This window comes from Paraoerskovia marina DSM 21750 (genome assembly GCF_000701465.1).
GTDB lineage: Bacteria > Actinomycetota > Actinomycetes > Actinomycetales > Cellulomonadaceae > Paraoerskovia > Paraoerskovia marina.
The window spans coordinates 830423-852676 of sequence record NZ_JNIY01000003.1 but is presented as its reverse complement, the minus strand read 5'-3'; the positions used below and the strand labels follow the sequence as shown (position 1 = coordinate 852676).

The window sequence follows — 22254 nt, the reverse complement described above, 5'->3', positions numbered from 1 at the left end:
GACACCAGGCGCTCAGTCACGGGTCGCCGTGGGCCACCCGTTGACGTCGCACCCCTGGGCACTGATCGTCTGCTGGACCATCACGTCGGCGAGGTCGCCGTCCCCGGTGCACTGCACGTGACCGTGCCCCAGGAGGTGACCCACCTCGTGGTTGACGAGGTAGTGCCGGTACGTGTCGAGGTCGCTGCCGAAGTCCTCGGCGCCGTCGACCCAGCGGTCGAAGTTCAGCGCCGCACGGTTCCCGCTGCCGCACGAGAGCCACCCGTCGGTGTTCAGCGGTGCACAGAGCTCGTCGGTCGTGGCGGGGCTGGCCAGCGTCACGACGTAGTCGGCGTCGTCGTCGACGCGGGCGAACGCGACCCCGTCGAGACTGCTCCACCCGCGGTCGTCGTCCAGCGTCGACATCACCGCCTCGGCGAAGACGTCCACGTCGACCGGTAGACCCTTCTCGACCTCGACCCGCACCGTCCGGAGGCTCCCGTCCCGGGTCGGCGCACGTTCGCCCGACGCGGCGACGAGGGTTCCGTCGAGCCCGTCCGGGACCTTGCTGCCCAGCAGGCCCGAGCCGGCCTCGGGCGTGGGTTCGGGCTCCGGTTCGGGCTCGGGCTCTGGCTCTGGCTCTGGCTCTGGCTCCGGTGTGGGGGTCGGCGTCGGTTCCCGCTGGGCGGCCGATCGCGCGGCGGCGTCCGCGAGCTCCGCGGCGTCGACGGTCCCGGCGTTCTCCTCGACCGGGGTCAGCCACCGCCCGACCGTGATCCCGTGGGCGACGCCCAGGGCGCCGACCACGACGACGACACCGAGGCCTCCGGCGAGGATCGAACGGCGACGACGGGCGGGGCGCGGTGCGTCTCCTCGTCGAAGCTGCCGTTCCTCATCGGTGCGAGCCATGCGACCAATGATCGCATCATGGACCGCCCCTTCCCTCATCCACGCCCGGGCCCTAGCGTGATCGGACATGACGACGCCGCGAAGCCGCCGCCCCGCACGGACCGGGCGCGCCGAGCGACGGGAACAGCTCCTCCGGGCGGCGAGAGACCTCTTCGCGGCCGAGGGGTACCACCACGTCGCGGTCACCGACGTCTGCGGCCGGGTGGGCGTCGCCAAGCCCATCGCCTACCGCCACTTCCGGTCGAAGCTCGACCTCTACCTCGCCGTCGTCGACGCCGAGGGCGTCTCGCTGGTCGACGAGGTCCGGGGCGCGCTGGCACCGCTCGCGGACGGGGCACCCGGGTCCGCGACCCACACGCGCGCGCTCGCCGCGCTGAACGCGGTGGTCGGCGCGTACCACCGATACACGGTGAAGGCCGGACCTGCCGCGTCCCTCCTCTTCGAGTCGGACGTGATGCGGGACTCCGCGGTCCGCGCCCGCGTCCTCGCCCCGAACGAGCGTGCTGCCCAGGAGCTGGCGCACACGCTTGAGGGGATCACCGGGCTTCCCCCGGAGTCGACGCTGGTGATCGCCCGGACTTGCACCGCCCTCGCGCGGTCGGCGGCCGGCGAGAGGCACGCGCCCGGGACCAGCCACGACGACGCGCTGCTCGTCCCCCGGATCGCGTGGGGCGGTCTGCAGTCGATGCTCGTCGGCCCTGCCGCTCCTGCGGCCGCGGCCGCGCTCTGACCGATAGGGTTGACCCAAGGGCTGACCGTCCGGTCAGCGCGTCGTCATCCGTGAGGAGTGTGCCGTGGAAGTCACCATCGGTGTTCAGAACCTGGGCCGCGAGATTGCCATCGAGACAGATCTGGGTGCGGACGAGGTCGCCTCGGCCGTCGAGGCCGCCGTCACCGACGGAACGGTCCTGAGCCTGACGGACTCCAAGGGCCGACGCGTCCTGGTCCCCGCCTCCGTGCTCGGCTACGTCGAGATCGGCACGGAGACGCAGCGCAAGGTCGGCTTCGGCTCGCTGTGACCTGCGGGCTCGGCCCGTCGCTCAGGCGGCGAGGCCGAGCCGGTCCATGCGGCGCGTGTGCTCTGCCGTCAGGCGGGCGATCAGCCACGCCTGCGGGTCCGTGCCCGCGGCCCCGCCCTCACCGTCCTGCTCCGCGCCCGCCACGATCATGCGTGCGAGCCACGGGCGCGTCGACATCAACGTCTGTACCACCCCGAGCGCCTCACCCACCAGCCGGCGGCCCCACAGCGCGAGCCGCGACGCGAGGATCGGGTCCTGCGCCGCAGCGGTCACGATCTCCTCGTCGGCGAGGAGCGCCGCGTCCCCGTCGAGGATGACGGCCTCGAGCGCCGACCGGCTCTCCGGGTCCAGCGCGCGGACCGCCAGGTGGCAGAGGTCGTCCATCACCCCGTCGCCGACGTACCCCTTGAGCAGCCGCTCGTACCACCCGCTCGGCTCCGTACGCCGCCTGTACTCGTCGAAGAGGCCCTCGAACGCCCCGAGCGCCGCCGTCGGGTCCCCGCCCAGGTCAGCGACACGGTCCAGGAGCCACGCGTGCCGGCGCACCGCGTCCGACGCGAACCGTGCGGCCCGCGAGCGCTGCGGCAGGACGGGCGCGTGCGACGAGGTCAGGGCGAGACGGTCGAACGCCATGAGCTCGGTGTAGGCCAGGAGCCCGAGCAGCTCCCGCACGTCGCCGTCCGGCAAGGTCTGGCCGCCGCGCAGCGGCGACGCGGGCTCGACGAGGCTCTCGTAATTCATCACGGTGCAGACTATCGCCCGTCGAACCGGTGCGCCGAGACGGTCGTCCGATACCATGGAGAAGTACAACGGTTGCCCGGTCGTCCTATGAACGCACGACCCGCCGGTCTCGACCGGCCCCGCCCGGCTCGCCGGCGCGGAGAGAAGCACACGATCGGCTGCCGGCCACAGGGCGCGCGCTTGCTCCTGCCGGACGACATCGACCGCACCACGTGGTGCGACTCCGGCCCCTCGCGTGCCCACCGAGACGAACGAGGCACCAGTGACCACCATCCTTCCCGACGAGGACGCTCCGACGTCGTCGTCACTCCAGGCTGCGGACGTGACGTTCGCAGACTTCAACGTCCGCCCCGAGATCGTCGAGGCGCTCGCCGAGTCCGGGATCACGACGCCGTTCCCGATCCAGGCGATGACGCTCCCCGTCGCGCTCTCCGGCCACGACATCATCGGCCAGGCCAAGACCGGTACGGGCAAGACCCTCGGCTTCGGCGTCCCGCTGCTCCACCGGGTCGTCGCGCCGGGCGAGCCCGAGTTCGACGCGCTGCCCGCCCCGGGCAAGCCGCAGGCGCTCGTGATCGCCCCGACCCGCGAGCTCGCGAGCCAGGTCGCACGCGACCTGGAGACGGCGTCGCGCAAGCGTGACGTGCGCATCCTGCAGGTCTACGGCGGCCGCGCGTACGAGCCGCAGATCGAGGCGCTCGAGAAGGGCGTCGAGGTCGTCGTCGGGACCCCGGGCCGCATGCTCGACCTGCTCAACCAGGGCCACCTCAACCTGACGCGCGCCGCCACGGTCGTCCTCGACGAGGCCGACGAGATGCTCGACCTCGGGTTCCTGCCCGACGTCGAGAAGATCCTGTCGAAGACTCCCGCCAAGCGTCACACGATGCTCTTCTCGGCGACCATGCCCGGCGCCGTCGTCTCCATGGCTCGCCGCTACATGAGCCAGCCCACGCACATCCGGGCCAACGACCCGGACGACGCGGGCCAGACGGTCAAGAACATCAAGCAGGTCGTCTACCGCGCGCACGCGCTCGACAAGGTCGAGGTGCTGGCTCGCATCCTGCAGTCGGAGGGTCGTGGCCGCACGATCGTCTTCGCGCGCACCAAGCGCACCGCGGCCAAGGTCTCGGACGAGCTGCGTGACCGCGGCTTCGCCGCCGGCGCCATCCACGGCGACCTCGGGCAGGGCGCCCGTGAGCAGGCCCTGCGCGCCTTCCGCAACAGCAAGATCGACGTCCTCGTGGCCACCGACGTCGCAGCCCGCGGGATCGACGTCGACGACGTCACGCACGTCGTCAACTACCAGTGCCCCGACGACGAGCGCACCTACCTGCACCGCACGGGCCGCACCGGTCGTGCCGGGAACAAGGGCACCGCGGTCACGTTCGTCGACTGGGACGACACGCCCAAGTGGGGCCTGATCGACAAGGCGCTGGACCTCGGGATCCCCGAGCCCCAGGAGACCTACTCCACCTCGCCCCACCTCTACACCGACCTCAACATCCCCGAGGGCACCAAGGGTCGCCTGCCGCGTGGCAAGCGGACCCTCGAGGGCCTGGAGGGCGAGGAGCTGGAGGATCTCGGCGAGACCGGGAAGCGCGGTGGCTCCCCGGCGCCGCGCTCCGGCGAGTCCCGTGGCGGCGGTCGCGGTGGGAGCCGCGGCGGCAACCGCGACGGAGGCCGTTCCGGCCAGGGCGGACGCGGCGGCCAGTCGCGTCCTGGTTCGGACGCCGCACCCGCGGCGGCCGAGGGCGCACCGCGCACCGAGGGTACGCCGCGTCGTCGTCGCCGTCGTCGCACGCACGGCGGGCAGAGCGGCCAGGGCGGGCAGTCGACGTCGTCGCCGTCCCCCGCCACGAACGACTGATCGTTCTCAGCGCACGACCGGCGTGCTCCCGCGTTCCTCGATCGCGGCGAGCGCGCCGGTCGTCGTCGTCCTGGCGCCGAGCCGGTTGACCTTGCCGGTGCCGTGGTAGTCGCTGGCCCCGGTCGCGACGAGCCCGAGGTCGGCCGCGAGCGCCTGCAGGTGTGCCGTCGCCTCGGGCGTGTGGTCGAGGTGCTCGGTCTCCAGTCCCACGAGTCCCGCCTCGGCGAGCTCCGCGACGACGTCGTCACCGATCGTCAGACCGCGGGACGCGGCGCCGGGGTGCGCGAGGACCGGCACCCCGCCCGCCTCGAGCACCAGGCCGATCGCAGCGGTCGTCGCCGGCGCGTAGTGCGGGACGTAGTAGGGACTCCGTGGGGTGAGGATCTCGGCGAAGGCCTCGTCCCTGCTCGCCACGACCCCGGCCGCCACGAGGGCGTCGGCGACGTGGGGTCGCCCGACCGTGGCGCCGTCGCCCGTCTGCCGGACGACGTCGTCCCACGTCAGCGCGTAGTCCGCAGCGATCAGGTCGACCATCCGGCGCGCACGCGTGAGCCGGGCGTCGCGGATCGTGGCAAACTCCTCGACGAGTCCGGGATGCGTCGGGTCCTGGAGATAGCAGAGCAGGTGCACGCTCCGTCCGGCGGCGTGCGTGGAGATCTCGGTCCCCCGGACGAGTTGGACGCCGGTGTGTGTCGCGGCCCGTGCAGCCTCCGCCCATCCGGCGGTGCTGTCGTGGTCGGTGATCGCGACGACGTCGAGTCCCGCCACCCGTGCGGCCTCGACCAGCCCCGCGGGCGTGTCCGTCCCGTCCGAGCAGGTCGAATGGGCGTGGAGGTCGATGCGCACAGCCTCAGCCTACGCAGTGCCCGCCACACCGGCCGGGCACGCGCCCGGAAGATGGTGCGAGACTGGAACCATGACCGATGCAACGACCCCGGGCGAGGACCTCGCCGAGAACCAGGACATCACCGAGCGCGGGAGCAACCGATCCCAGCGCCCTGACTCCGACGCCTTCAAGACCTTCATCATGAGCAACTGGGAGGACCGCAAGGACCTCGGCGTGACGCGTGGAGAGTTCGCAGACTTCACCGCGACCCGGCGCGCCGCCCTGTCCTCCCGCTTCCCCGGCGCACGGCTCGTCGCCCCCGCCGGGACGCTCAAGGTGCGCTCGAACGACTGCGACTACCGGTTCCGGCCGCACTCCGCGTTCGCCCACCTGACGGGCTTCGGCACCGACCAGGAGCCGGACGCCGTGCTCGTCCTCCACCCGGTCGAGGCCGGCACCGGCGACGACGGCAGCGACCACCACGCCGTCCTGTACGTGCGCCCGCTCGCCCCGCGCGACACCGACGAGTTCTACGCAGACGCCCGGTACGGAGAGTTCTGGGTCGGCGCCCGCCCCACGCTCGACGACGTCACCGAGCTCACCGGGATCGAGGCCCGCCACGTCGACGAGTTGCGCGACGCTCTCGCGAAGGACGTCGGCGACGGCGTCCGGCTGCTCGTCGTCGAGGGTTCCGACGACGGCATCGAGGCCCTGGTCGAGGCCATCCGCGCCGAGTCGGGCGCCGCCGAGGCGACGGCCGAGGTCGCGGCCGACGACGAGCTGACGGCTGCGACGTCCGAGCTCCGCCTCGTCAAGGACGCCTACGAGATCAAGCAGATGCGCCAGGCCGTCGACGCCACCATCGACGGGTTCGCCGAGGTCGTCCGCGGTCTCCCGAAGGCCACGGCGCACCGACGCGGCGAGCGCGTCATCGAGACGACGTTCGACGCCCACGCACGGCTCGAGGGCAACGCCGTCGGCTACGAGACGATCGCCGCCGCCGGCGAGCACGCGACGACGTTGCACTACGTCACCAACGACGGCGCCGTCCGCTCGGGCGAGATGGTGCTGCTCGACGCCGGGGTCGAGGTCGACTCGCTCTACACCGCCGACGTGACCCGGACGCTCCCGGTCGACGGCGAGTACACGGAGATCCAGCGCAAGATCTACAAAGCCGTGCTCGACGCCGCCGACGCGAGCTTCGCCGTCGCGAAGCCCGGGTCGAAGTTCCGCGACCTGCACGCGGCGGCGATGGAGGTGCTGGCCGCACGTCTCGAGGAGTGGGGCATCCTGCCCGTCTCCGCCGAGGAGTCCCTCTCCCCCGAGGGCCAGCAGCACCGCCGGTGGATGGTGCACGGCACGAGCCACCACCTCGGCATCGACGTCCACGACTGCGCCCAGGCCCGCCGCGAGCTCTACCTCGACGGCGTGCTCGAGCCCGGCATGGTGTTCACCATCGAGCCCGGCCTGTACTTCAAGGCCGACGACCTCGCCGTCCCCGAGGAGTACCGCGGGATCGGCATCCGGATCGAGGACGACGTGCTCGTGACCGAGGACGGGTGCGAGAACCTCTCGGGCGCGCTCCCCCGCGTCCCCGAGGAGCTCGAGGCCTGGATGGCGTCAGTGCGCGGCTGAGTCGTCCTTGCGAGCGTTCTCGTCGCCCGGCGTCCCCTCGGGGGCGTCGGGCGACGTCGTCTCCGCGGGCGTGGTCTCGACAGGCTCGACCGACGAGGCGGGCGTGGCAGGCGTGGTCTCGACAGGCTCGACCGACGAGGCGGGCGTGGTCTCGACAGGCTCGACCGACGAGGCGGGCGTGGCAGGCGTGGTCTCGACAGGCTCGACCGACGGTTCCGGCGTGGCGGGCGTGGTCTCGACAGGCTCGACCGACGAGGCGGGCTTCGTCGAGTAGTCCGAGAGCATTGCGCCGTAGCGAGGCGCACCCGAGGACGTGACGAACCGCGGGTCGGGCTTGCGCTCGGGGGCCGGGGCGGCCTCTGTCTGCTCCGTGGACGAGGGCGCGGCGTCCGGGCTCGGCCACGACGGCGCCGCGTGGGTCTGAGAAGGCTGAGGCTGGGCCGGCGGCGCCTGCTGTGCGGGCGGCTGCGCATGCGGCGGGGTGTCCGACGGCGGGGCGAACGGCTGGTCGGGGTTGCGGGCCTGCCGCGGCGCGGCCGGCGGCTGCTGGCTGTCGGCGCCGTGCTGCGTACCCTGTCCGGCGCCGTGCCCGCTCCCCTGGCCGTTGGCCGGCGCGCCCTGGTTCATCCGGTGCAGGACGAGGCGGGCCTCGTCCGACCGCTCCGGCGCGCACAGGATGGAGTACTCCGAGGCCACGATCTGGCTCGACGAGCTGAAGTCCCGCTTGCGGCCCGAGAGCGCGAAGGTCAGGACGGAGAAGAGCATGCCGAACCCGGCGCCGAGCGCGACGGCGGTCAGGACGATGCCACCGGCCGCGGCACCGCCGCCCGTGCTGCCGAACAGCATCAGGAGCAGCCCGACGAAGAGACCGAACCAGGCGCCCGACGCCAGACCGGCGAGTGCGACGCGCCCATAGGTGAGGCGTCCGATCACACGCTCGACCATCTTGAGGTCGGATCCGAGGATCGTCACGTACTCGACGGCGAACCGGCTGTCGGAGAGGTAGTCGACGGCCTTCTGCGCCTCGAGGTACGTCGGGTACGTGGCGATGACGTCACCGCGCGGAAGGGTGGGGATGCGGGGGACCGTGTTGGGGCGAGTCATGCTCATAGGGGCATTGTCTCGCACTGTGACGCCGCGCGCGAGACCCTTCCTCCCTGCGGGACCGCGCGCGTTGCGTAGGCTGACGGCGTGAGTGCTGCTACCCGCGTCTATGTGGCGCGCCTCGCCGGCGTCGCAGTCTTCGACCCACTGGGCGACCAGGTCGGCAAGGTGCGCGACGTCGTCGTGCTCGTCCGCCCCAAGGGGCCCCCGCGCGCAGTGGGCCTCGTGGTCGAGGTGCCCGGACGCCGACGGGTGTTCGCGCCGCTGACACGGGTCACGTCGATGGACTCGAGCCAGGTCATCATCACGGGACTGCTGAACCTGCGCCGGTTCGAGCAGCGCGCCCTGGAGACACTGGCGGTGAGCGAGCTCCTGGAGCGCCGCGTGGCCCTGGCGGACGGCTCGGGCGCGGTGACGGTCGTCGACCTCGGGATCTCGCAGCAGCGGTCCGGCGACTGGCTGGTGGACAAGGTCTTCGTCCGCCGCGACTCCTCCTCGAAGGGTCCGCTCGGTTTCCGACGACGCGGGGAGACCCGCACTCTCGACGTCTCCGAGGTCACGGGGCTGGCGACGGTCCCCGGCGACCAGGGCGCCACCCTGCTGCTGGCGGCCTACGAGGACATGAAGGCCGCCGACCTCGCCGACGTGCTCCACGACCTCGGGGACACCCGCCGTCTCGAGGTGGCCGCAGCCCTCGACGACGAGCGACTCGCGGACGTGCTCGAGGAGCTTCCCGGGGACGACCAGGTCGCGATCGTCTCGGGCCTGGACATGGACCGGGCCGCCGACGTCCTCGAGGCGATGCAGCCCGACGACGCCGCCGACCTCCTCAACGAGCTGCCCGACGCCCAGGCCGCGTACCTGCTCGAGCGCATGGAGCCCGAGGACGCGCGCGACGTCCGGCGACTCCTGGCGTACGACGAGCACACCGCGGGCGGCCTGATGACGACAGATCCGGTGATCCTCTCGCCGGAGACGTCGATCGCCATGGCGCTCGCCCACATCCGCCGCAAGGACCTGCCGGCTGCCCTCGCGACGATGGTCTTCGTCGCCCGGCCACCGCTGGAGACCCCGACCGGACGGTTCCTCGGCGTCGTGCACTTCCAGCGACTCCTGCGCGAGCCGCCGCACGAGCCCGTCGGGTCGGTCATCGACACCGACGTCGAGGGCGTGCCCGAGTCGGCCTCGCTGGAACAGGTCACGCGCGAGCTGGCGACCTACGACATGCTCTCGGTGCCGGTGCTCGACGCCGAGCGCAGGCTCGTCGGCGCGATCAGCGTCGACGACGTCCTCGACCACCTGCTCCCCGACGACTGGCGCGAGACGGACCCCGACGAGTCCCCGATGACGACGGGAGGCGCGACGGATGGCTGACCGCATCGACCAGCCCAAGGAGCCCCGGCGCTCGTTCGTCCCCCGTGTGAGCCTCGGCGGCGAGGACGGGTTCGGCAAGATCTCCGAGTCCATCGCCCGCTTCATGGGCACGCCGCGGTTCATCCTCTACCTCACGCTGTTCTGCATCGCGTGGCTCGCGTGGAACATCTGGGCACCGCCGGACCTGCGCTTCGACAGCGCGACGAACGGGTTCACGGCTCTGACCCTGATGCTGTCCCTGCAGGCGTCCTACGCGGCCCCGCTGATCCTGCTCGCGCAGAACCGGCAGACGGACCGCGACCGTGTCCAGGCGGAGCAGGACCGCCAGCGGGCCGAGCGCAACCTGGCGGACACCGAGTACCTGGCCCGCGAGATGGCCTCGTTGCGCATGGCGATGAGCGAGGTCGCGACGCGCGACTTCGTCCGCTCGGAGCTGCGGAACCTCCTCGAGGAGATCCTGGAGCAGGAGGACGAGAAGCGCCGGGCCACCGGCGACGACGGCGAGGCGGGCACCGGGGCGCCGCGCCCCTGACGACGCACGCCTGACGAGGCACGGCGGCTCTCCCCGGTGCCACCGGACGCGGCCGTACGATGGACGCATGCCGATCGACCTTGATGCCCTCACCGCTCAGGTCCGCGACGCGCTGACGCGTGTCATCGACCCGGAGATCCGCCGCCCGATCACCGAGCTCGGCATGGTCCGGGACGTCGGGCTCGAGACGATGGAGTCGGACCCCTCGCTGGCCCGGGCCGTGGTCGGCCTCGACCTGACGGTCGCCGGCTGTCCGATGAAGCAGACGCTGACGCGCGACGTGACCGCGGCGGCCTCCTCCGTCGAGGGCGTCGCCGACGTCCAGGTGGAGCTCGGCGTGATGAGCGCCGAGCAGCGCAGCGAGCTCCGGACGAAGCTGCGCGGCGGCACCGGCGAGCCCGTGATCCCGTTCGCCCAGCCGGACTCGCTGACCAAGGTGTACGCGATCGCGTCGGGCAAGGGCGGCGTCGGCAAGTCGACGGTCACGGCGAACCTCGCGGCGGCGATGGCGTCGGACGGCCTGAAGGTGGGCGTCGTCGACGCCGACATCTACGGCTTCTCGATCCCGCGGATGCTGGGCGTGGACCGCCAGCCGACGCGCGTCGACGACATGCTGCTGCCGCCGATCGCGCACGGCGTGAAGGTCGTCTCGATCGGCATGTTCGTGCCCCCGGGGCAGCCCGTGGTCTGGCGTGGTCCGATGCTGCACCGTGCGCTCCAGCAGTTCCTCGCCGACGTCTTCTGGGGCGACCTCGACGTCCTGCTCCTGGACCTGCCGCCCGGCACCGGCGACATCGCGATCTCGGTGGCCCAGCTGCTGCCGGGCAGCGAGATCCTGGTCGTCACGACGCCGCAGCTCGCGGCCGCCGAGGTCGCGGAGCGAGCGGGGTCGATCGCCACCCAGACCCAGCAGGGCGTCGCCGGGGTCGTCGAGAACATGTCGTGGCTCGAGCAGCCCGACGGTTCCCGGCTCGAGCTGTTCGGCTCGGGCGGCGGGGCCCGAGTGGCCGAGAACCTCGCGAAGCTGACGGGGACGGACGTTCCGCTGGTGGGCCAGCTCCCGCTCGACGTCGCGCTGCGCGAGTCCGGCGACGAGGGCACACCCGTGGTGCTGCGGGACCCCGCCTCGCCCGCGGCCGAGGCGCTGCGCGACGTCGCCCGGTCGCTCGGACAGCGCTCGCGCGGGCTCGCAGGGCGTGCGTTGGGGGTCTCGCCGGTCTAGACCTCACCCCGGTTCGCCGGACATGATGTTGCTTTCTGTTCACTTGTGTTGAACACTGTCTTCATGCTCGCTCCCCAGCGTCACGAACGCCTGCTGACCATGCTTCGCGCCGACGGCGCCGTACGGATCACCGACGCCGCGCTCGCTCTCGACGTCTCCGACATGACGGTGCGCCGAGACCTCGCCGAGATGGCCGAGCAGGGACTCGTGCGCAAGGTCCACGGCGGTGCCGTGCTCCCCCACGCGACGACGCACGAGCCCGGGTTCGAGGCCAAGCGCACCCACTCCGTCGGCGAGAAGGAGGCCATCGCACGCGCGGCGCTCCCCCTCGTCGCACCGGACTCCGCGATCGCGCTCTCGGCCGGGACGACGACGTCGATCCTCGCCGGCCTCGTCGCCGCCGACGCCTCCCTGCGTCCGCTGACCGTCGTCACCAACTCGCTGCCCGTGGCGGAGATCCTGCACGCGACGGGCGACGGGCAGATCGAGACGATCCTGACCGGGGGCACCCGGACGCCGTCGGACGCGCTCGTCGGGCCCGTGGCGGAACGCACGCTCGCCACCCTCCACGTCGACGTCGCGTTCGTCGGTGCCCACGGCGTCGGTGCGGACGCCGGGCTGACCACGCCGAACATCGTGGAAGGAGCGACCAACGCCGCGCTGATCGCGGGCGCAGGCCGCACCGTCGCACTGGCCGACCACACCAAGTGGGAGGAGACAGGGCTGAGCAGGTTCGCCGACCTCCGCGACGTCGACGTGCTGGTCACCGACGACGGCCTCGAGCCCGAGGCGCAGGCCGCCGCGCGCGACCTCGTCGGCGAGCTCGTCGTGGCCGCCGTCGCCCCGTCGACGACCGAGACCGAGACCGAGACCGGAGAGTCCGCATGAGCACCGCACGACGTCGTACCGCCACCCGTCTGGCCGACGGCCGCGAGCTCATCTACTTCGACGACAGCCCGGAGTTCCTCTCCGGCGAGCGCGAGCACCGTCTCGACGACCCGCGCCCCCTCGCCGACCGGTTCTCCCCCGTTCCCGACGCCGACGGCGTCCCGCAGCCGTTCACCGGCCCGCAGATGCGCCGCGACCCGCTGACGGGCGACTGGATCCCGCTCGCCTCGCACCGCATGAACCGCACGTTCCTGCCGGCGGCAGACTCCTGCCCCCTGTGCCCCGCGCGCCCGGACGCCGAGTACGCCGACGGGGAGATCCCCGACACGCACTACGACGTGGCCGTGTTCGAGAACCGGTTCCCCTCGCTCATGCGCGTGCCGGGCCAGGACGCCGACGGCCAGGGGGTCGCCGCGCCGGCCGACACGGTCCCCGACGACCCGCGCGACCTGCTCGAGGTCGCCGCACCGGCTGCCGGGCGCTGCGAGGTGATCTGCTTCTCCTCGGACCACCGCACCTCCGTCGTCGACCTGCCGGTCTCCCGCATCCGCACCATCGTCGACGCCTGGGCCGACCGGACCACCGCGCTCGGCGCAGAGGCAGGCATCCAGCAGGTCTTCTGCTTCGAGAACCGGGGGCGCGACATCGGGGTTACCCTCCCCCACCCGCACGGCCAGATCTACGGCTACCCGTACCTGACCCCGCGCACGGAACGGCTCCTCGACCAGGCCCGCGTCTACCGCGAGCGCACCGGCGGCAACCTCCTGCGCGACATCCTGCACGCCGAGCAGGCGTCGGGCGAGCGCGTCGTGCTCCGCAGCGAGCACTGGACCGCCTACGTCCCGTACGCCGCCCGATGGCCCGTCGAGGTCCACCTCGCCCCGCACCGCGACGTCGGGACGATCCCCGAGCTGACGGACTCCGAGCGTGACGACCTCGCCGTGATCTACCGCGAGCTGCTCCGCCGGGCCGACGCCTTCTTCGTCGAGTCCGACGGAACCCCGATCGAGCTGCCGTACATCGCCGCGTGGCACCAGATGCCGAGCTCTCGTGCCGGACGCACGACGACCGACGACGGCGCCCCGCTGGCCCGGCTCCACCTCGAGCTCTTCTCGATCCTGCGCGCACCGGGGAAGCTGAAGTACCTCGCCGGCTCCGAGTCCGGGATGGGAGCCTGGATCAGCGACACGACGCCCGAGCGGATCGCCGCGCGCTTCCACCAGCTCGGCCCCGTGGATCTGAGCGCGAGCCCGGCGTCCGCCACCACCGCGAACGGAGCACACGCATGAGCGGCGTCCTGCCCGCCTGGACCACGGACGAGGGCACCGCCCGCGCCACGACGCTCTTCGAGCAGACGTTCGGCGCGGCGCCCCTCGGGGTCTGGGCAGCACCCGGTCGGGTGAACCTGATCGGCGAGCACACCGACTACAACGCCGGGCTCTGCCTGCCGATCGCGCTCGAGCACCGGACGTTCGTCGCCGTCAGCCCACGCGCCGACCGGCTCGTTCGGCTCGTCTCCGCCCAGGAGCAGAGCACCGTGCGCGAGGTCCGGCTCGGCGACGTCGCGCCCGGGACGGTGGAGGGGTGGCCCGCGTACGTCGTCGGCGTCGCCTGGGCGCTGGAGCAGGCGGGACACTCCGTCGTCGGCTTCGACGTCGCGGTCGACTCGTGCGTCCCCTACGGCGCCGGACTCTCGTCGTCGGCAGCCCTGGAGAGCGCCGTCGCCGTGGCGCTCGACGACCTCGCGGGGCTCGGCCTCGGTGGCGACGACGCGGGCCGGGCGGCGCTCGCCGCCGCGTGCGTCCGCGCGGAGAACGAGATCGCCGGTGCGCCGACCGGCGGGATGGACCAGTCGACGTCGCTGCGCGCGACCACCGGCAACGCGGTCCTGCTCGACTTCACGCCCGGCCTCGACCCCGTCGACAGCGCGCGGCACGTCCCCTTCGACCTCGCCGACGCCGGCCTGGCGCTGCTCGTCGTCGACACCCGGGCCCCGCACGCCCTCGTGGACGGCCAGTACGCGGCGCGCCGGGACGCGTGCGAGCGAGCCGCGCGGACGCTCGGTGTGACGAGCCTGCGAGAGATCGCCGACATGCTCGGCCGCTCGGAGTCCCCCGCGGACGAGCTGCCCGCCGTCCTGGCCGCGCTCGACGACGACGTCCGGCCCCGAGCCCGCCACGTCGTCACCGAGATCGGGCGGGTCGGGACGTTCGTCGGCCTCCTGGACGCCGGCGACGTCACCGAGGTCGGCCCCGTGATGGACGCCTCCCACGCGTCCCTGCGCGAGGACTACGAGGTCTCGTGCCCCGAGCTCGACCTGGCGGTCACTGCCGCGCGCGAGGCCGGGGCCCTGGGTGCCCGGATGACGGGCGGAGGGTTCGGCGGGTCCGCGATCGCCCTCGTCCGGGCGACGGACATCGCAGCGGTGCAGGACGCCGTGCTCGCTGCGTTCGCCGACGCCGGGTACACGCCACCGGACCTGCTCGTCGCCGTCCCGGCCGCACCGGCCGGCCGGGCCGGCTGACCGCTAGAGGTCGTAGACGGCCACCACGGGGGCGTGGTCGCTGAACCGGGTGTCGTAGGACGTCGCGCGATCGACCTCGACGGAAATCGCGGCCTCGGCCAGCGCCGGGGTCGCGAGCTGGTAGTCGATCCGCCAGCCGGCGTCGTTGTCGAACGCCTGACCGCGGAAGGACCACCAGCTGTACGGCCCCGGGCCGTCCCCGCCGAACCGCCGGCCGAGGTCGGCGTACCCGAGCTCGTCGATCCAGGTGTCGAGGTACGCGCGCTCGGCGGGCAGGAACCCCGCGGAGCTCTTGTTGCCCTTCCAGTTCTTGATGTCGACCTCGTGGTGGGCGATGTTCACGTCGCCACCGACGACGGCGCGGCGGCCGTCCGCGGCGAGCTCGCGCATCCGTGCCGTCACCCGGTCGAGGTGCGCGTACTTCGCGTCCATCGTCTCGGGCTTCGTCGCGGTGCCGGAGTGCAGGTACGCCGAGATCACGGTGACCGTCCCGCCGTCGGGCAGTGCGACGTCGGCCTCGACCCAGCGGCCGGTGTCCACGGGAGGCTCCCCGTCGTCCCCGAACGCCACCAGGTCTCCGAGGTCCCGGCGCGCGGCGGCGATCGGGAGCCGGGAGGCGACGGCCACCCCGGCCCGGCCCTTGATCTCGCACGGCACGTGCACGACGTGCCAGCCGTCGAGGAGGTCCTGCACGATCTCCTCCGGCGCACGGACCTCCTGGAGCAGGACGACGTCGGGGTTGCGGGTGGCGAGCCAGCCGGCCATGTCGCGCTTGAAGGCTGCGCGGATGCCGTTGACGTTGACGGTGGCGATGGTGATCACGGGACTATCCGATCACACGCCGCCGACAGTGGTTGCCGCGGCCGCGGCGCGCTCGGCGGTGTCGACGACGTTGGCCAGCAGCATCGCGCGCGTCATCGGCCCGACACCGCCCGGGTTCGGCGAGATCCAGCTCGCCACGTCGGCGACCGCGGGGTCGACGTCCCCGCGCAGGCGCGCCCTGCCGGTCTCCGGGTCCAGGACCCGCGAGACGCCCACGTCGAGGACCACGGCGCCCGGCTTGACGTGCTCCGGCGTGACGAACCCGGGGACCCCGGCGGCCGCGACGACGACGTCGGCGTTCCGCAGGTGCGCGGCGACGTCGCGGGTACCGGTGTGCGTGAGCGTCACCGTGGCGTTGATGTCCTTGCGGGTCAGGAGCAGCCCGATCGACCGGCCCACCGTGGTGCCGCGGCCGAGCACGACGACGTCCTTGCCGGCGAGGTCGATCCCGTGCCGCTGCACCAGCTCCACGATGCCGGCCGGGGTGCAGGGCAGCGGCGAGGTGATCTCCTCGGAGACCCGCAGGACCAGGCGCCCAAGATTGGTCGGGTGCAGCCCGTCCGCGTCCTTGGCGGGGTCGATGCGCTCGAGGACCGCGTTGGTGTCGATCCCCTTCGGCAGCGGCAGCTGGACGATGTACCCGGTGCAGGCGGGGTCGGCGTTGAGCCGGTCCACGGCCGCCTCGACGTCCGCCTGGGATGCGGTCTCGGGCAGGTCCTCGCGGATCGAGGCGATCCCGACCTCGGCGCAGTCGCGGTGCTTGCCGCCGACGTACGAGACCGAGCCAGGGTCCTGACCGACGAGCACGGTCCCGAGTCCGGGCGTCACGCCCTGGGCGGTGAGTGCGCTCACGCGCTCGGCGAGCTCGGACTTGATCGCGGCGGCGGTCGCCTTGCCGTCGAGGATCTGTGCGGTCATGGGGGCTCCCAGGGTCTGCGGGGTCGGCGTCTGTGCGGGGTGCGTCCGGTCGGGCGGTGCGACGCCGGTCGAGCGCCGTCCGGCCGTGGCCGACCACGGGGTCGCGCGAGCCAGCGCCAGGGCTGGGGTGCGCGACCGCGTGGTCGACGAGGTCGTGCTGCCGGTCAGTACTGCTGCAGACCCGGGTAGAGCGGGAACTGCTCGGTGAGCCGCTCCACGCGGGCACGCAGCGCGTCGACGTCGGCCGCCGCACCGGCCTTGAGGGCCGTCGCGATGATGTCCGCGACCTCGGAGAACTCGGCGTCGCCGAAGCCGCGGGTGGCGAGAGCCGGCGTCCCGATGCGCAGACCCGAGGTGACGCGCGGCGGGCGGGGGTCGAACGGCACGGCGTTGCGGTTCACGGTGATGCCGACGGAGTGCAGGAGATCCTCGGCCTGCTGGCCGTCGAGCTCGCTGTGGCGCAGGTCCACGAGGACGAGGTGCACGTCGGTGCCGCCCGTGAGGACGGAGACCCCCTGCTCGGTCACGTCCGCGGCCGTCAGGCGCTCCGCGATGATGCGGGCGCCGTCGATCGTGCGCTGCTGACGAGCCTTGAAGTCGTCCGAGGAGGCCACCTTGAAGGAGACCGCCTTCGCGGCGATCACGTGCATCAGAGGCCCGCCCTGCTGCCCCGGGAAGACGGCCGAGTCGATCTTCTTGGCGTACTCCTCCTTGGAGAGGATGAAGCCCGACCGGGGGCCGCCGATCGTCTTGTGCACGGTGGAGGAGACGACGTCCGCGAAGGGCACCGGGGAGGGGTGCAGCCCGGCGGCGACGAGGCCTGCGAAGTGAGCCATGTCGACCCAGAGCTTGGCGCCGACCTCGTCGGCGATCGAGCGGAAGGCCGCGAAGTCGAGCTGACGCGGGTAGGCGGACCAGCCACCGATGATGACGTCGGGGCGCTCGGCGAGCGCCGTCTCGCGGACCTTGTCCATGTCCACGAGGTGCGTCTGCGGGTCCACCCCGTACGCCGCGACGTCGTAGAGCTTGCCGGAGAAGTTGATCTTCATCCCGTGCGTCAGGTGGCCGCCGTGCGCGAGCTCGAGCCCGAGGATCTTGTCGCCCTTGTTGATCAGCGCGTGCAGGACGGCGGCGTTGGCGGTGGCGCCCGAGTGGGGCTGGACGTTGGCGTGCTCGGCACCGAAGAGCGCCTTGGCGCGGGCGATCGCGAGGTTCTCCGCGACGTCGACCTGCTCGCAGCCACCGTAGTAGCGGCGACCGGAGTAGCCCTCGGCGTACTTGTTGGTCAGCACGGATCCCTGGGCCTGCAGGACCGCGCGGGGCACGAAGTTCTCGGAGGCGATCATCTCGAGGGTGTCGCGCTGGCGAGCCAGCTCCCCGTCGAGGACTGCCGCGATCTCCGGGTCGAGCTCGGAGATGTTCTGGTTCATGACGTCAGGCTGCTCGCTCATCGTTCTCCTTGGACTGTTGTCAGCAGGCACGGTCTGGTCGATCAGTCCTGGAGCGCACGGGCCCGCCGGTCCACGCCGGGCACGCACCGTCCAGGTGGTGACCGGGGCCCAGGCGAACGACCCGAAGTCTGCACTGCACGCCGCTCCCCGGTGGTTGTTTCCACCCGCCCGGCGCGCTCGGTGAGGAGCATCGTCAGGACCGCCAGTCGCGACGCGATCATCGTAACGGACGACGGACGCGCGTGGGCCGCCCGGATCGTATCCGGACGGCCCACGGGCGGACCAGGCCGCGACGTCGTGGCTCAGGCGAGGCGTGAGCGACGCTTGCCGACCAGGTCGAACGCGACCGCGAGCAGCAGCACGAGGCCCTTGATGGCCTGCTGCCAGGCTGCGTCGACCGCCATGATCGACAGACCCATGTTGAGCACGCCCATGATCAGCGCGCCGATCATGGCGCCGGAGATCCGCCCGACGCCGCCGGTGACCGCGGTGCCGCCGATGAAGCAGGCGGCGATCGCGTCGAGCTCGTAGTTCACCCCGGCCGACGCCACGCCGGCGCCGGCGCGCGACGTGGTGACGATGGCCGCGACGGCCGCCAGGACGCCCATGTTGACGAAGATCCCGAAGTCGACGCGACGCGAGTTGACCCCGGAGAGCACCGCGGCGTGGCGGTTGCCGCCGACGGCGTAGATGTGCCGGCCGAAGACGGTGCGGTTCAGGACGAACGTGTACCCGATGATCAGCGCCCCGACGATGAGCAGGACGATCGGCGTACCGCCGGCGGACAGCGACAGCCAGTAGGTGACGACGGCGATGAGCACCGAGGCGACGACGAGCTTGATCACGAAGGCCGACATCGGCTCTACCGCCAGCTCGTGCCTGCGTGCGGCGGCCCGGGACCGCCACTGGGTGACCGCGAACGCGACGATGCCGACGGCACCGATGCAGAGCGTGACCACGTCGGCGTCACCGATGAAGCCCAGCCAGTTGGGCAGCGACCCGTTGCTGATCGCGTTGAAGCTGCTGGGCAGTCCCGCCACGGTGGTCCCGACCAGGACGATCGCGAGCCCGCGGAAGATCAGCATGCCCGCGAGGGTCACGATGAAGGCAGGAATGCCGACGTAGGCGATCCAGAACCCCTGCCACATCCCGACCAGGGCACCGATGCCGAGAGAGAGGACGACCGCGAGGATCCACGGCAGCTCCCAGTCGGTGAGCATGATCGCGCACAGGCCGCCGACGAACGCGACGACCGACCCGACCGAGAGGTCGATGTGACCGGCGACGATCACCATCACCATGCCGATCGCCAGGATCATCACGTAGGCGTTCTGCTGGATCAGGCTGGCGATGTTGTTGGGGTAGAGCAGGCGCCCGTCCGTCAGCACCTGGAAGAGCAGCACGATGACGATCAGCGCGCCGACGATCCCGTACTGGCGGACGTTGCGGCCGAGGTACTCGCTGACGGCGGTCATCGGACGACCTCTCCCTTGTCCATGGTCATGTAGTGCATGAGGTTCTCCTGGGTGGCGTCGGCACGGGCGACCTCGCCCGTGATCCGACCTTCGTTCATGGCGTAGATGCGGTCGCAGACCCCGATCAGCTCGGGGAGCTCGGAGGAGATCACGATGACGGCCTTGCCCGCGTCGGCGAGTGCGTTGATGATCCCGTAGATCTCGAACTTGGCGCCGACGTCGATCCCGCGGGTGGGCTCGTCGAGGATCAGCACGTCCGGGTCGGAGTAGACCCACTTGCTCAGGACGACCTTCTGCTGGTTTCCCCCGGAGAGCTTGCCGACGACGGACTCGACGCTCGGGGCCTTGATCCGGAAGTCGTGCCGGTACTTCTCCGCGACGACGACCTCCTGCTCGGTCTCGACGACGCCCCACCGCGAAAGCTTGCCCAGCGCCGAGGCGGAGACGTTCTCACGGATGGTCTGGATCAGGTTGAGACCGTAGCGCTTGCGGTCCTCGGTGGCGTAGGCGATCCCGTGCGAGATCGCCTCGGCGACGTTCCGCGTACGGATCTTGGACCCGTTCTTGTACACGCTGCCGCTGATGCCCGTGCCGTAGCTCTGGCCGAACACGCTCATCGCGAGCTCGGTCCGGCCGGCACCCATCAGCCCCGCGAGCCCGACGATCTCGCCGGCACGCACGTGCAGGTTGGCGTGGTCGACCACGACGCGCTCGGGGTTGACCGGGTGGTGCACGGTCCAGTCCTCGATCCGCAGCACCTCCTCGCCAATGGTCGGCTCGTGCGTCGGGAACCTGCTGTCGAGCTCGCGCCCGACCATGCCGCGGATGATCCGGTCCTCCGAGACCGGCTCGTCGCCGTGCAGGTCGAGCGTCTCGATGGTCTGCCCGTCCCGGATGATCGTGACCGAGTCCGCGACGGCCGCGATCTCGTTGAGCTTGTGGCTGATGATGATGCAGGTGATGCCTGCGGCGCGGAACTGGTCGATCAGTCCGAGCAGGTGCGCGCTGTCCTCGTCGTTGAGCGCTGCCGTCGGCTCGTCGAGGATCAACAGCTCGACGTCCTTGGAGAGCGCCTTGGCGATCTCGACGAGCTGCTGCTTGCCGACGCCCAGGTCCGCGGCCTGCGTCGCCGGGTCGTCGTGCAGCCCGACCCGCTCGAGGAGCTCCTTGGCGTCACGCGACGTGCGGTTCCAGTCGACGACGCCGGCCCGCGACTTCTCGTTGCCGAGGAAGATGTTCTCGGCGAGGGAGAGGTAGGGGACGAGTGCGAGCTCCTGGTGGATGATGACCACCCCGCGCGCCTCGCTCTCCTTGATTCCCCGGAACTCGCACGGCGCCCCGCCCAGCAGGATCTCACCGTCGTACGTCCCGTGGGGGTAGACGCCGGACAGGACCTTCATCAGGGTCGACTTGCCCGCGCCGTTCTCGCCGCAGATCGCGTGCACCTCACCGCGGCGCACCTGCAGCGTGACGTCCTGCAGCGCCTTGACGCCAGGGAACTCCTTCGTGATCGACCGCATCTCGAGGTGGCTCTCGCCGGTCATCCGTGACTCCTCACTCGTGCTGGGGTGCCACGCCGCGCCCGGGATCGCTCCCGGGCGCGGCGGACTGTACGGATCAGAGACCGAGCTGGTCTGCCGTGTAGAAGCCGGAGTCCACCAGTGCGGACTCGACCTCGTCGGGGACGACGACCTGCGGCGGCAGCAGGTAGGACGGGACGACCTTCACTCCGTTGTCGTAGGTCTCGGTGTCGTTGACCTCGACCTCCTCGCCGCTGACGATCTCCTCGACCATCGTGGCGACCTGGTCACCGAGGGTGCGGGTGTCCTTCCAGACCGTCATCGCCTGCATGCCCGCGAGCATGTTCTTCACGTTCGCCTCGTCGGCGTCCTGACCGGTCACGAGCGGCCAGTCGCCGTCGGCGGAGTAGCCGGCACCGTCGAGCGCCTGCTCGATGCCGAGCGCGAGCGAGTCGTTCGGCGAGAGGACGACGTCGACCTTCTTGTCCGTGTAGAACGAGTTGAGTCGGTTCTCCATCTCGGACTGCGCCTTGGCGGACTCCCAGCCCTGGATGCCGATGGTGGTCCACTCGTCGACCGTGGCCGGCGCCTTGCCGGACGGCACGACGAGTTGCCCGTTGTCGACGTACTCGGTCAGCACGTCCCACGCGCCCTTGAAGAAGAACTTGGCGTTGTTGTCGTCGGGCGACCCGGCGAACGGCTCGAGGTTGTACGGGCCTTCGCCGTCCGCGAGGCCCAGCTGGTCGACGATGAACTCGCCCTGGAGCGTGCCCACGAGCTCGTTGTCGAACGTGGCGTAGTAGTCCACGTTCTCCGTGTCGTTGATCAGACGGTCGTAGGCGATGACCGGGATCTCCTGGTCGGCGGCGTCCTGGAGGACCGGACCGAGCGCCGTGCCGTCGATCGAGGCGACGACGAGCACGTCCGCGCCGTCGTTGATCATGTTCTGGATCTGCGTGATCTGCTGGTCGACCTTGTTGTCGGCGTACTGCAGCGAGGTCTCGTAGCCGGTCTCCTGGAGGAGCTCCTCCAGGTGGGCACCGTCGTTGTTCCAGCGCTGGAGGCTCTTGGTGGGCATCGCGATACCGACCAGCGTGTCCTCGGCGGAAGCGCTCTCACCGGCATCGGCGGAGTCGCTCGCGCGCTCGGAGCTGCAGGCGGTCAGAGACCCGAACAGGAGTGTGGCGCCGGCGATCACGGCGGCTGTCTTGCGAAGAGACGTCATCGTCTTCCCTCTCGTCGTCGAACCAGGGATGCGCACCGATCGTGCGCAACACGCCCTCGAGCGACGCTCCTTCGAGCAGCCGCACCGCTGGGGCATGTCGAGAAACCTAGGTGTGGCTTCGTTCGAGGGTCAAGCCCAGAATCTACTTCGTTACCATTCTGTGTTCGACTCTCTAATCCAAGACGCGTGTACCGATCCTCTGAGTCTCCGATTCGCCCCTGTA

General features: G+C 71.5%; 20 protein-coding genes and 1 riboswitch. Of the genes, 10 read left to right on the top strand and 10 right to left on the bottom strand.

Annotation, left to right across the window (positions count from 1 at the left end; translation table 11 throughout):
* Positions 1-12: 12 nt before the first annotated feature.
* Positions 13-888: a DUF3152 domain-containing protein gene (locus Q343_RS15410; RefSeq protein WP_052366838.1), complete on the bottom strand. Its 876-nt coding sequence runs from the start codon at positions 886-888 to the stop codon at positions 13-15.
* Between the two features lie 67 nt (positions 889-955).
* On the opposite strand from Q343_RS15410, the gene Q343_RS0104025 reads away from it, so the two are divergent.
* Together Q343_RS0104025 and Q343_RS0104020 are read left to right on the top strand one after the other, a co-directional pair.
* The gene (locus tag Q343_RS0104025; protein WP_029252304.1) at positions 956-1618 is read left to right on the top strand and encodes a TetR/AcrR family transcriptional regulator; all 663 of its coding nucleotides are present in this window, start codon (positions 956-958) and stop codon (positions 1616-1618) included.
* A 64-nt stretch (positions 1619-1682) separates the two neighbouring features.
* A complete protein-coding gene (locus Q343_RS0104020; protein ID WP_029252303.1) occupies positions 1683-1907 on the top strand; it encodes a DUF3107 domain-containing protein in 225 nt (74 codons plus the stop codon).
* Positions 1908-1928: 21 nt separating this feature from the next.
* Here Q343_RS0104020 and Q343_RS0104015 read toward each other — a convergent pair whose 3' ends face one another.
* Complete coding sequence (locus Q343_RS0104015) at positions 1929-2648, bottom strand: ferritin-like fold-containing protein (RefSeq protein ID WP_052366837.1); 720 nt, start codon at positions 2646-2648, stop codon at positions 1929-1931.
* A 262-nt stretch (positions 2649-2910) separates the two neighbouring features.
* Between Q343_RS0104015 and Q343_RS0104010 the strand changes: the two genes are divergently transcribed.
* Entirely contained in the window at positions 2911-4515 is a 1605-nt protein-coding gene (locus tag Q343_RS0104010; protein WP_428829334.1) for a DEAD/DEAH box helicase, read from the top strand.
* Positions 4516-4521: 6 nt separating this feature from the next.
* Here Q343_RS0104010 and Q343_RS0104005 read toward each other — a convergent pair whose 3' ends face one another.
* The gene (locus Q343_RS0104005; RefSeq protein WP_029252300.1) at positions 4522-5361 is read right to left on the bottom strand and encodes a PHP domain-containing protein; all 840 of its coding nucleotides are present in this window, start codon (positions 5359-5361) and stop codon (positions 4522-4524) included.
* Between the two features lie 70 nt (positions 5362-5431).
* Here Q343_RS0104005 and Q343_RS0104000 point away from each other — a divergent pair, with 70 nt between their 5' ends.
* Positions 5432-6976 (top strand): aminopeptidase P family protein, encoded by a 1545-nt coding sequence (locus tag Q343_RS0104000; protein WP_029252299.1) that lies wholly within the window; start codon positions 5432-5434, stop codon positions 6974-6976.
* Here the strand turns inward: Q343_RS0104000 and Q343_RS13815 are convergent.
* Positions 6962-8086 (bottom strand): general stress protein, encoded by a 1125-nt coding sequence (locus tag Q343_RS13815; protein ID WP_211248960.1) that lies wholly within the window; start codon positions 8084-8086, stop codon positions 6962-6964. The two genes, Q343_RS0104000 and Q343_RS13815, sit on opposite strands and share 15 nt — an antisense overlap.
* Positions 8087-8167: 81 nt before the next feature.
* Between Q343_RS13815 and Q343_RS0103990 the strand changes: the two genes are divergently transcribed.
* From Q343_RS0103990 to galK, 6 genes are all read left to right on the top strand, one after another.
* Positions 8168-9454, top strand: a complete 1287-nt coding sequence (locus Q343_RS0103990) for a magnesium transporter MgtE N-terminal domain-containing protein (protein WP_029252297.1) — start codon at positions 8168-8170, stop codon at positions 9452-9454.
* Positions 9447-9986, top strand: coding sequence for a DUF1003 domain-containing protein (locus Q343_RS0103985; RefSeq protein ID WP_029252296.1), 540 nt, complete (start codon positions 9447-9449; stop codon positions 9984-9986). The genes Q343_RS0103990 and Q343_RS0103985 overlap by 8 nt, the downstream gene beginning before the upstream one ends.
* Before the next feature lie 67 nt (positions 9987-10053).
* The gene (locus Q343_RS0103980; RefSeq protein WP_029252295.1) at positions 10054-11208 is read left to right on the top strand and encodes an Mrp/NBP35 family ATP-binding protein; all 1155 of its coding nucleotides are present in this window, start codon (positions 10054-10056) and stop codon (positions 11206-11208) included.
* Between the two features lie 63 nt (positions 11209-11271).
* Complete coding sequence (locus tag Q343_RS0103975) at positions 11272-12096, top strand: DeoR/GlpR family DNA-binding transcription regulator (protein ID WP_052366836.1); 825 nt, start codon at positions 11272-11274, stop codon at positions 12094-12096.
* Positions 12093-13385 carry a galactose-1-phosphate uridylyltransferase gene (galT, locus tag Q343_RS0103970; RefSeq protein ID WP_052366835.1) on the top strand — a complete coding sequence of 431 codons (1293 nt, stop codon included), beginning with the start codon at positions 12093-12095 and terminating at the stop codon, positions 13383-13385. Before Q343_RS0103975 ends, galT begins: the two co-directional genes overlap by 4 nt.
* Positions 13382-14620: a galactokinase gene (galK, locus tag Q343_RS0103965; RefSeq protein ID WP_029252292.1), complete on the top strand. Its 1239-nt coding sequence runs from the start codon at positions 13382-13384 to the stop codon at positions 14618-14620. The genes galT and galK overlap by 4 nt, the downstream gene beginning before the upstream one ends.
* Positions 14621-14623: 3 nt before the next feature.
* On the opposite strand, the gene Q343_RS0103960 is transcribed toward galK, so the two are convergent.
* The 6 genes from Q343_RS0103960 to chvE all read right to left on the bottom strand — a co-directional run bounded on the left by Q343_RS0103960 (position 14624) and on the right by chvE (position 22031).
* The gene (locus Q343_RS0103960) at positions 14624-15442 is read right to left on the bottom strand and encodes an exodeoxyribonuclease III (protein ID WP_029252291.1); all 819 of its coding nucleotides are present in this window, start codon (positions 15440-15442) and stop codon (positions 14624-14626) included.
* A gap of 12 nt (positions 15443-15454) precedes the next feature.
* Positions 15455-16360 carry a bifunctional methylenetetrahydrofolate dehydrogenase/methenyltetrahydrofolate cyclohydrolase gene (locus Q343_RS0103955; protein ID WP_029252290.1) on the bottom strand — a complete coding sequence of 302 codons (906 nt, stop codon included), beginning with the start codon at positions 16358-16360 and terminating at the stop codon, positions 15455-15457.
* Between the two features lie 164 nt (positions 16361-16524).
* Positions 16525-17811 (bottom strand): serine hydroxymethyltransferase, encoded by a 1287-nt coding sequence (glyA, locus tag Q343_RS0103950; protein WP_029252289.1) that lies wholly within the window; start codon positions 17809-17811, stop codon positions 16525-16527.
* A gap of 99 nt (positions 17812-17910) precedes the next feature.
* Positions 17911-18031, bottom strand: a riboswitch (ZMP/ZTP riboswitch).
* A gap of 82 nt (positions 18032-18113) precedes the next feature.
* Complete coding sequence (gene mmsB / locus Q343_RS0103945) at positions 18114-19286, bottom strand: multiple monosaccharide ABC transporter permease (RefSeq protein WP_029252288.1); 1173 nt, start codon at positions 19284-19286, stop codon at positions 18114-18116.
* On the bottom strand, positions 19283-20830 hold the full coding sequence (gene mmsA, locus Q343_RS0103940) for a multiple monosaccharide ABC transporter ATP-binding protein (RefSeq protein WP_029252287.1): 1548 nt from the start codon (positions 20828-20830) through the stop codon (positions 19283-19285). Before mmsA ends, mmsB begins: the two co-directional genes overlap by 4 nt.
* A gap of 73 nt (positions 20831-20903) precedes the next feature.
* Complete coding sequence (chvE, locus tag Q343_RS0103935) at positions 20904-22031, bottom strand: multiple monosaccharide ABC transporter substrate-binding protein (protein ID WP_029252286.1); 1128 nt, start codon at positions 22029-22031, stop codon at positions 20904-20906.
* Between the last annotated feature and the right edge of the window lie 223 nt (positions 22032-22254).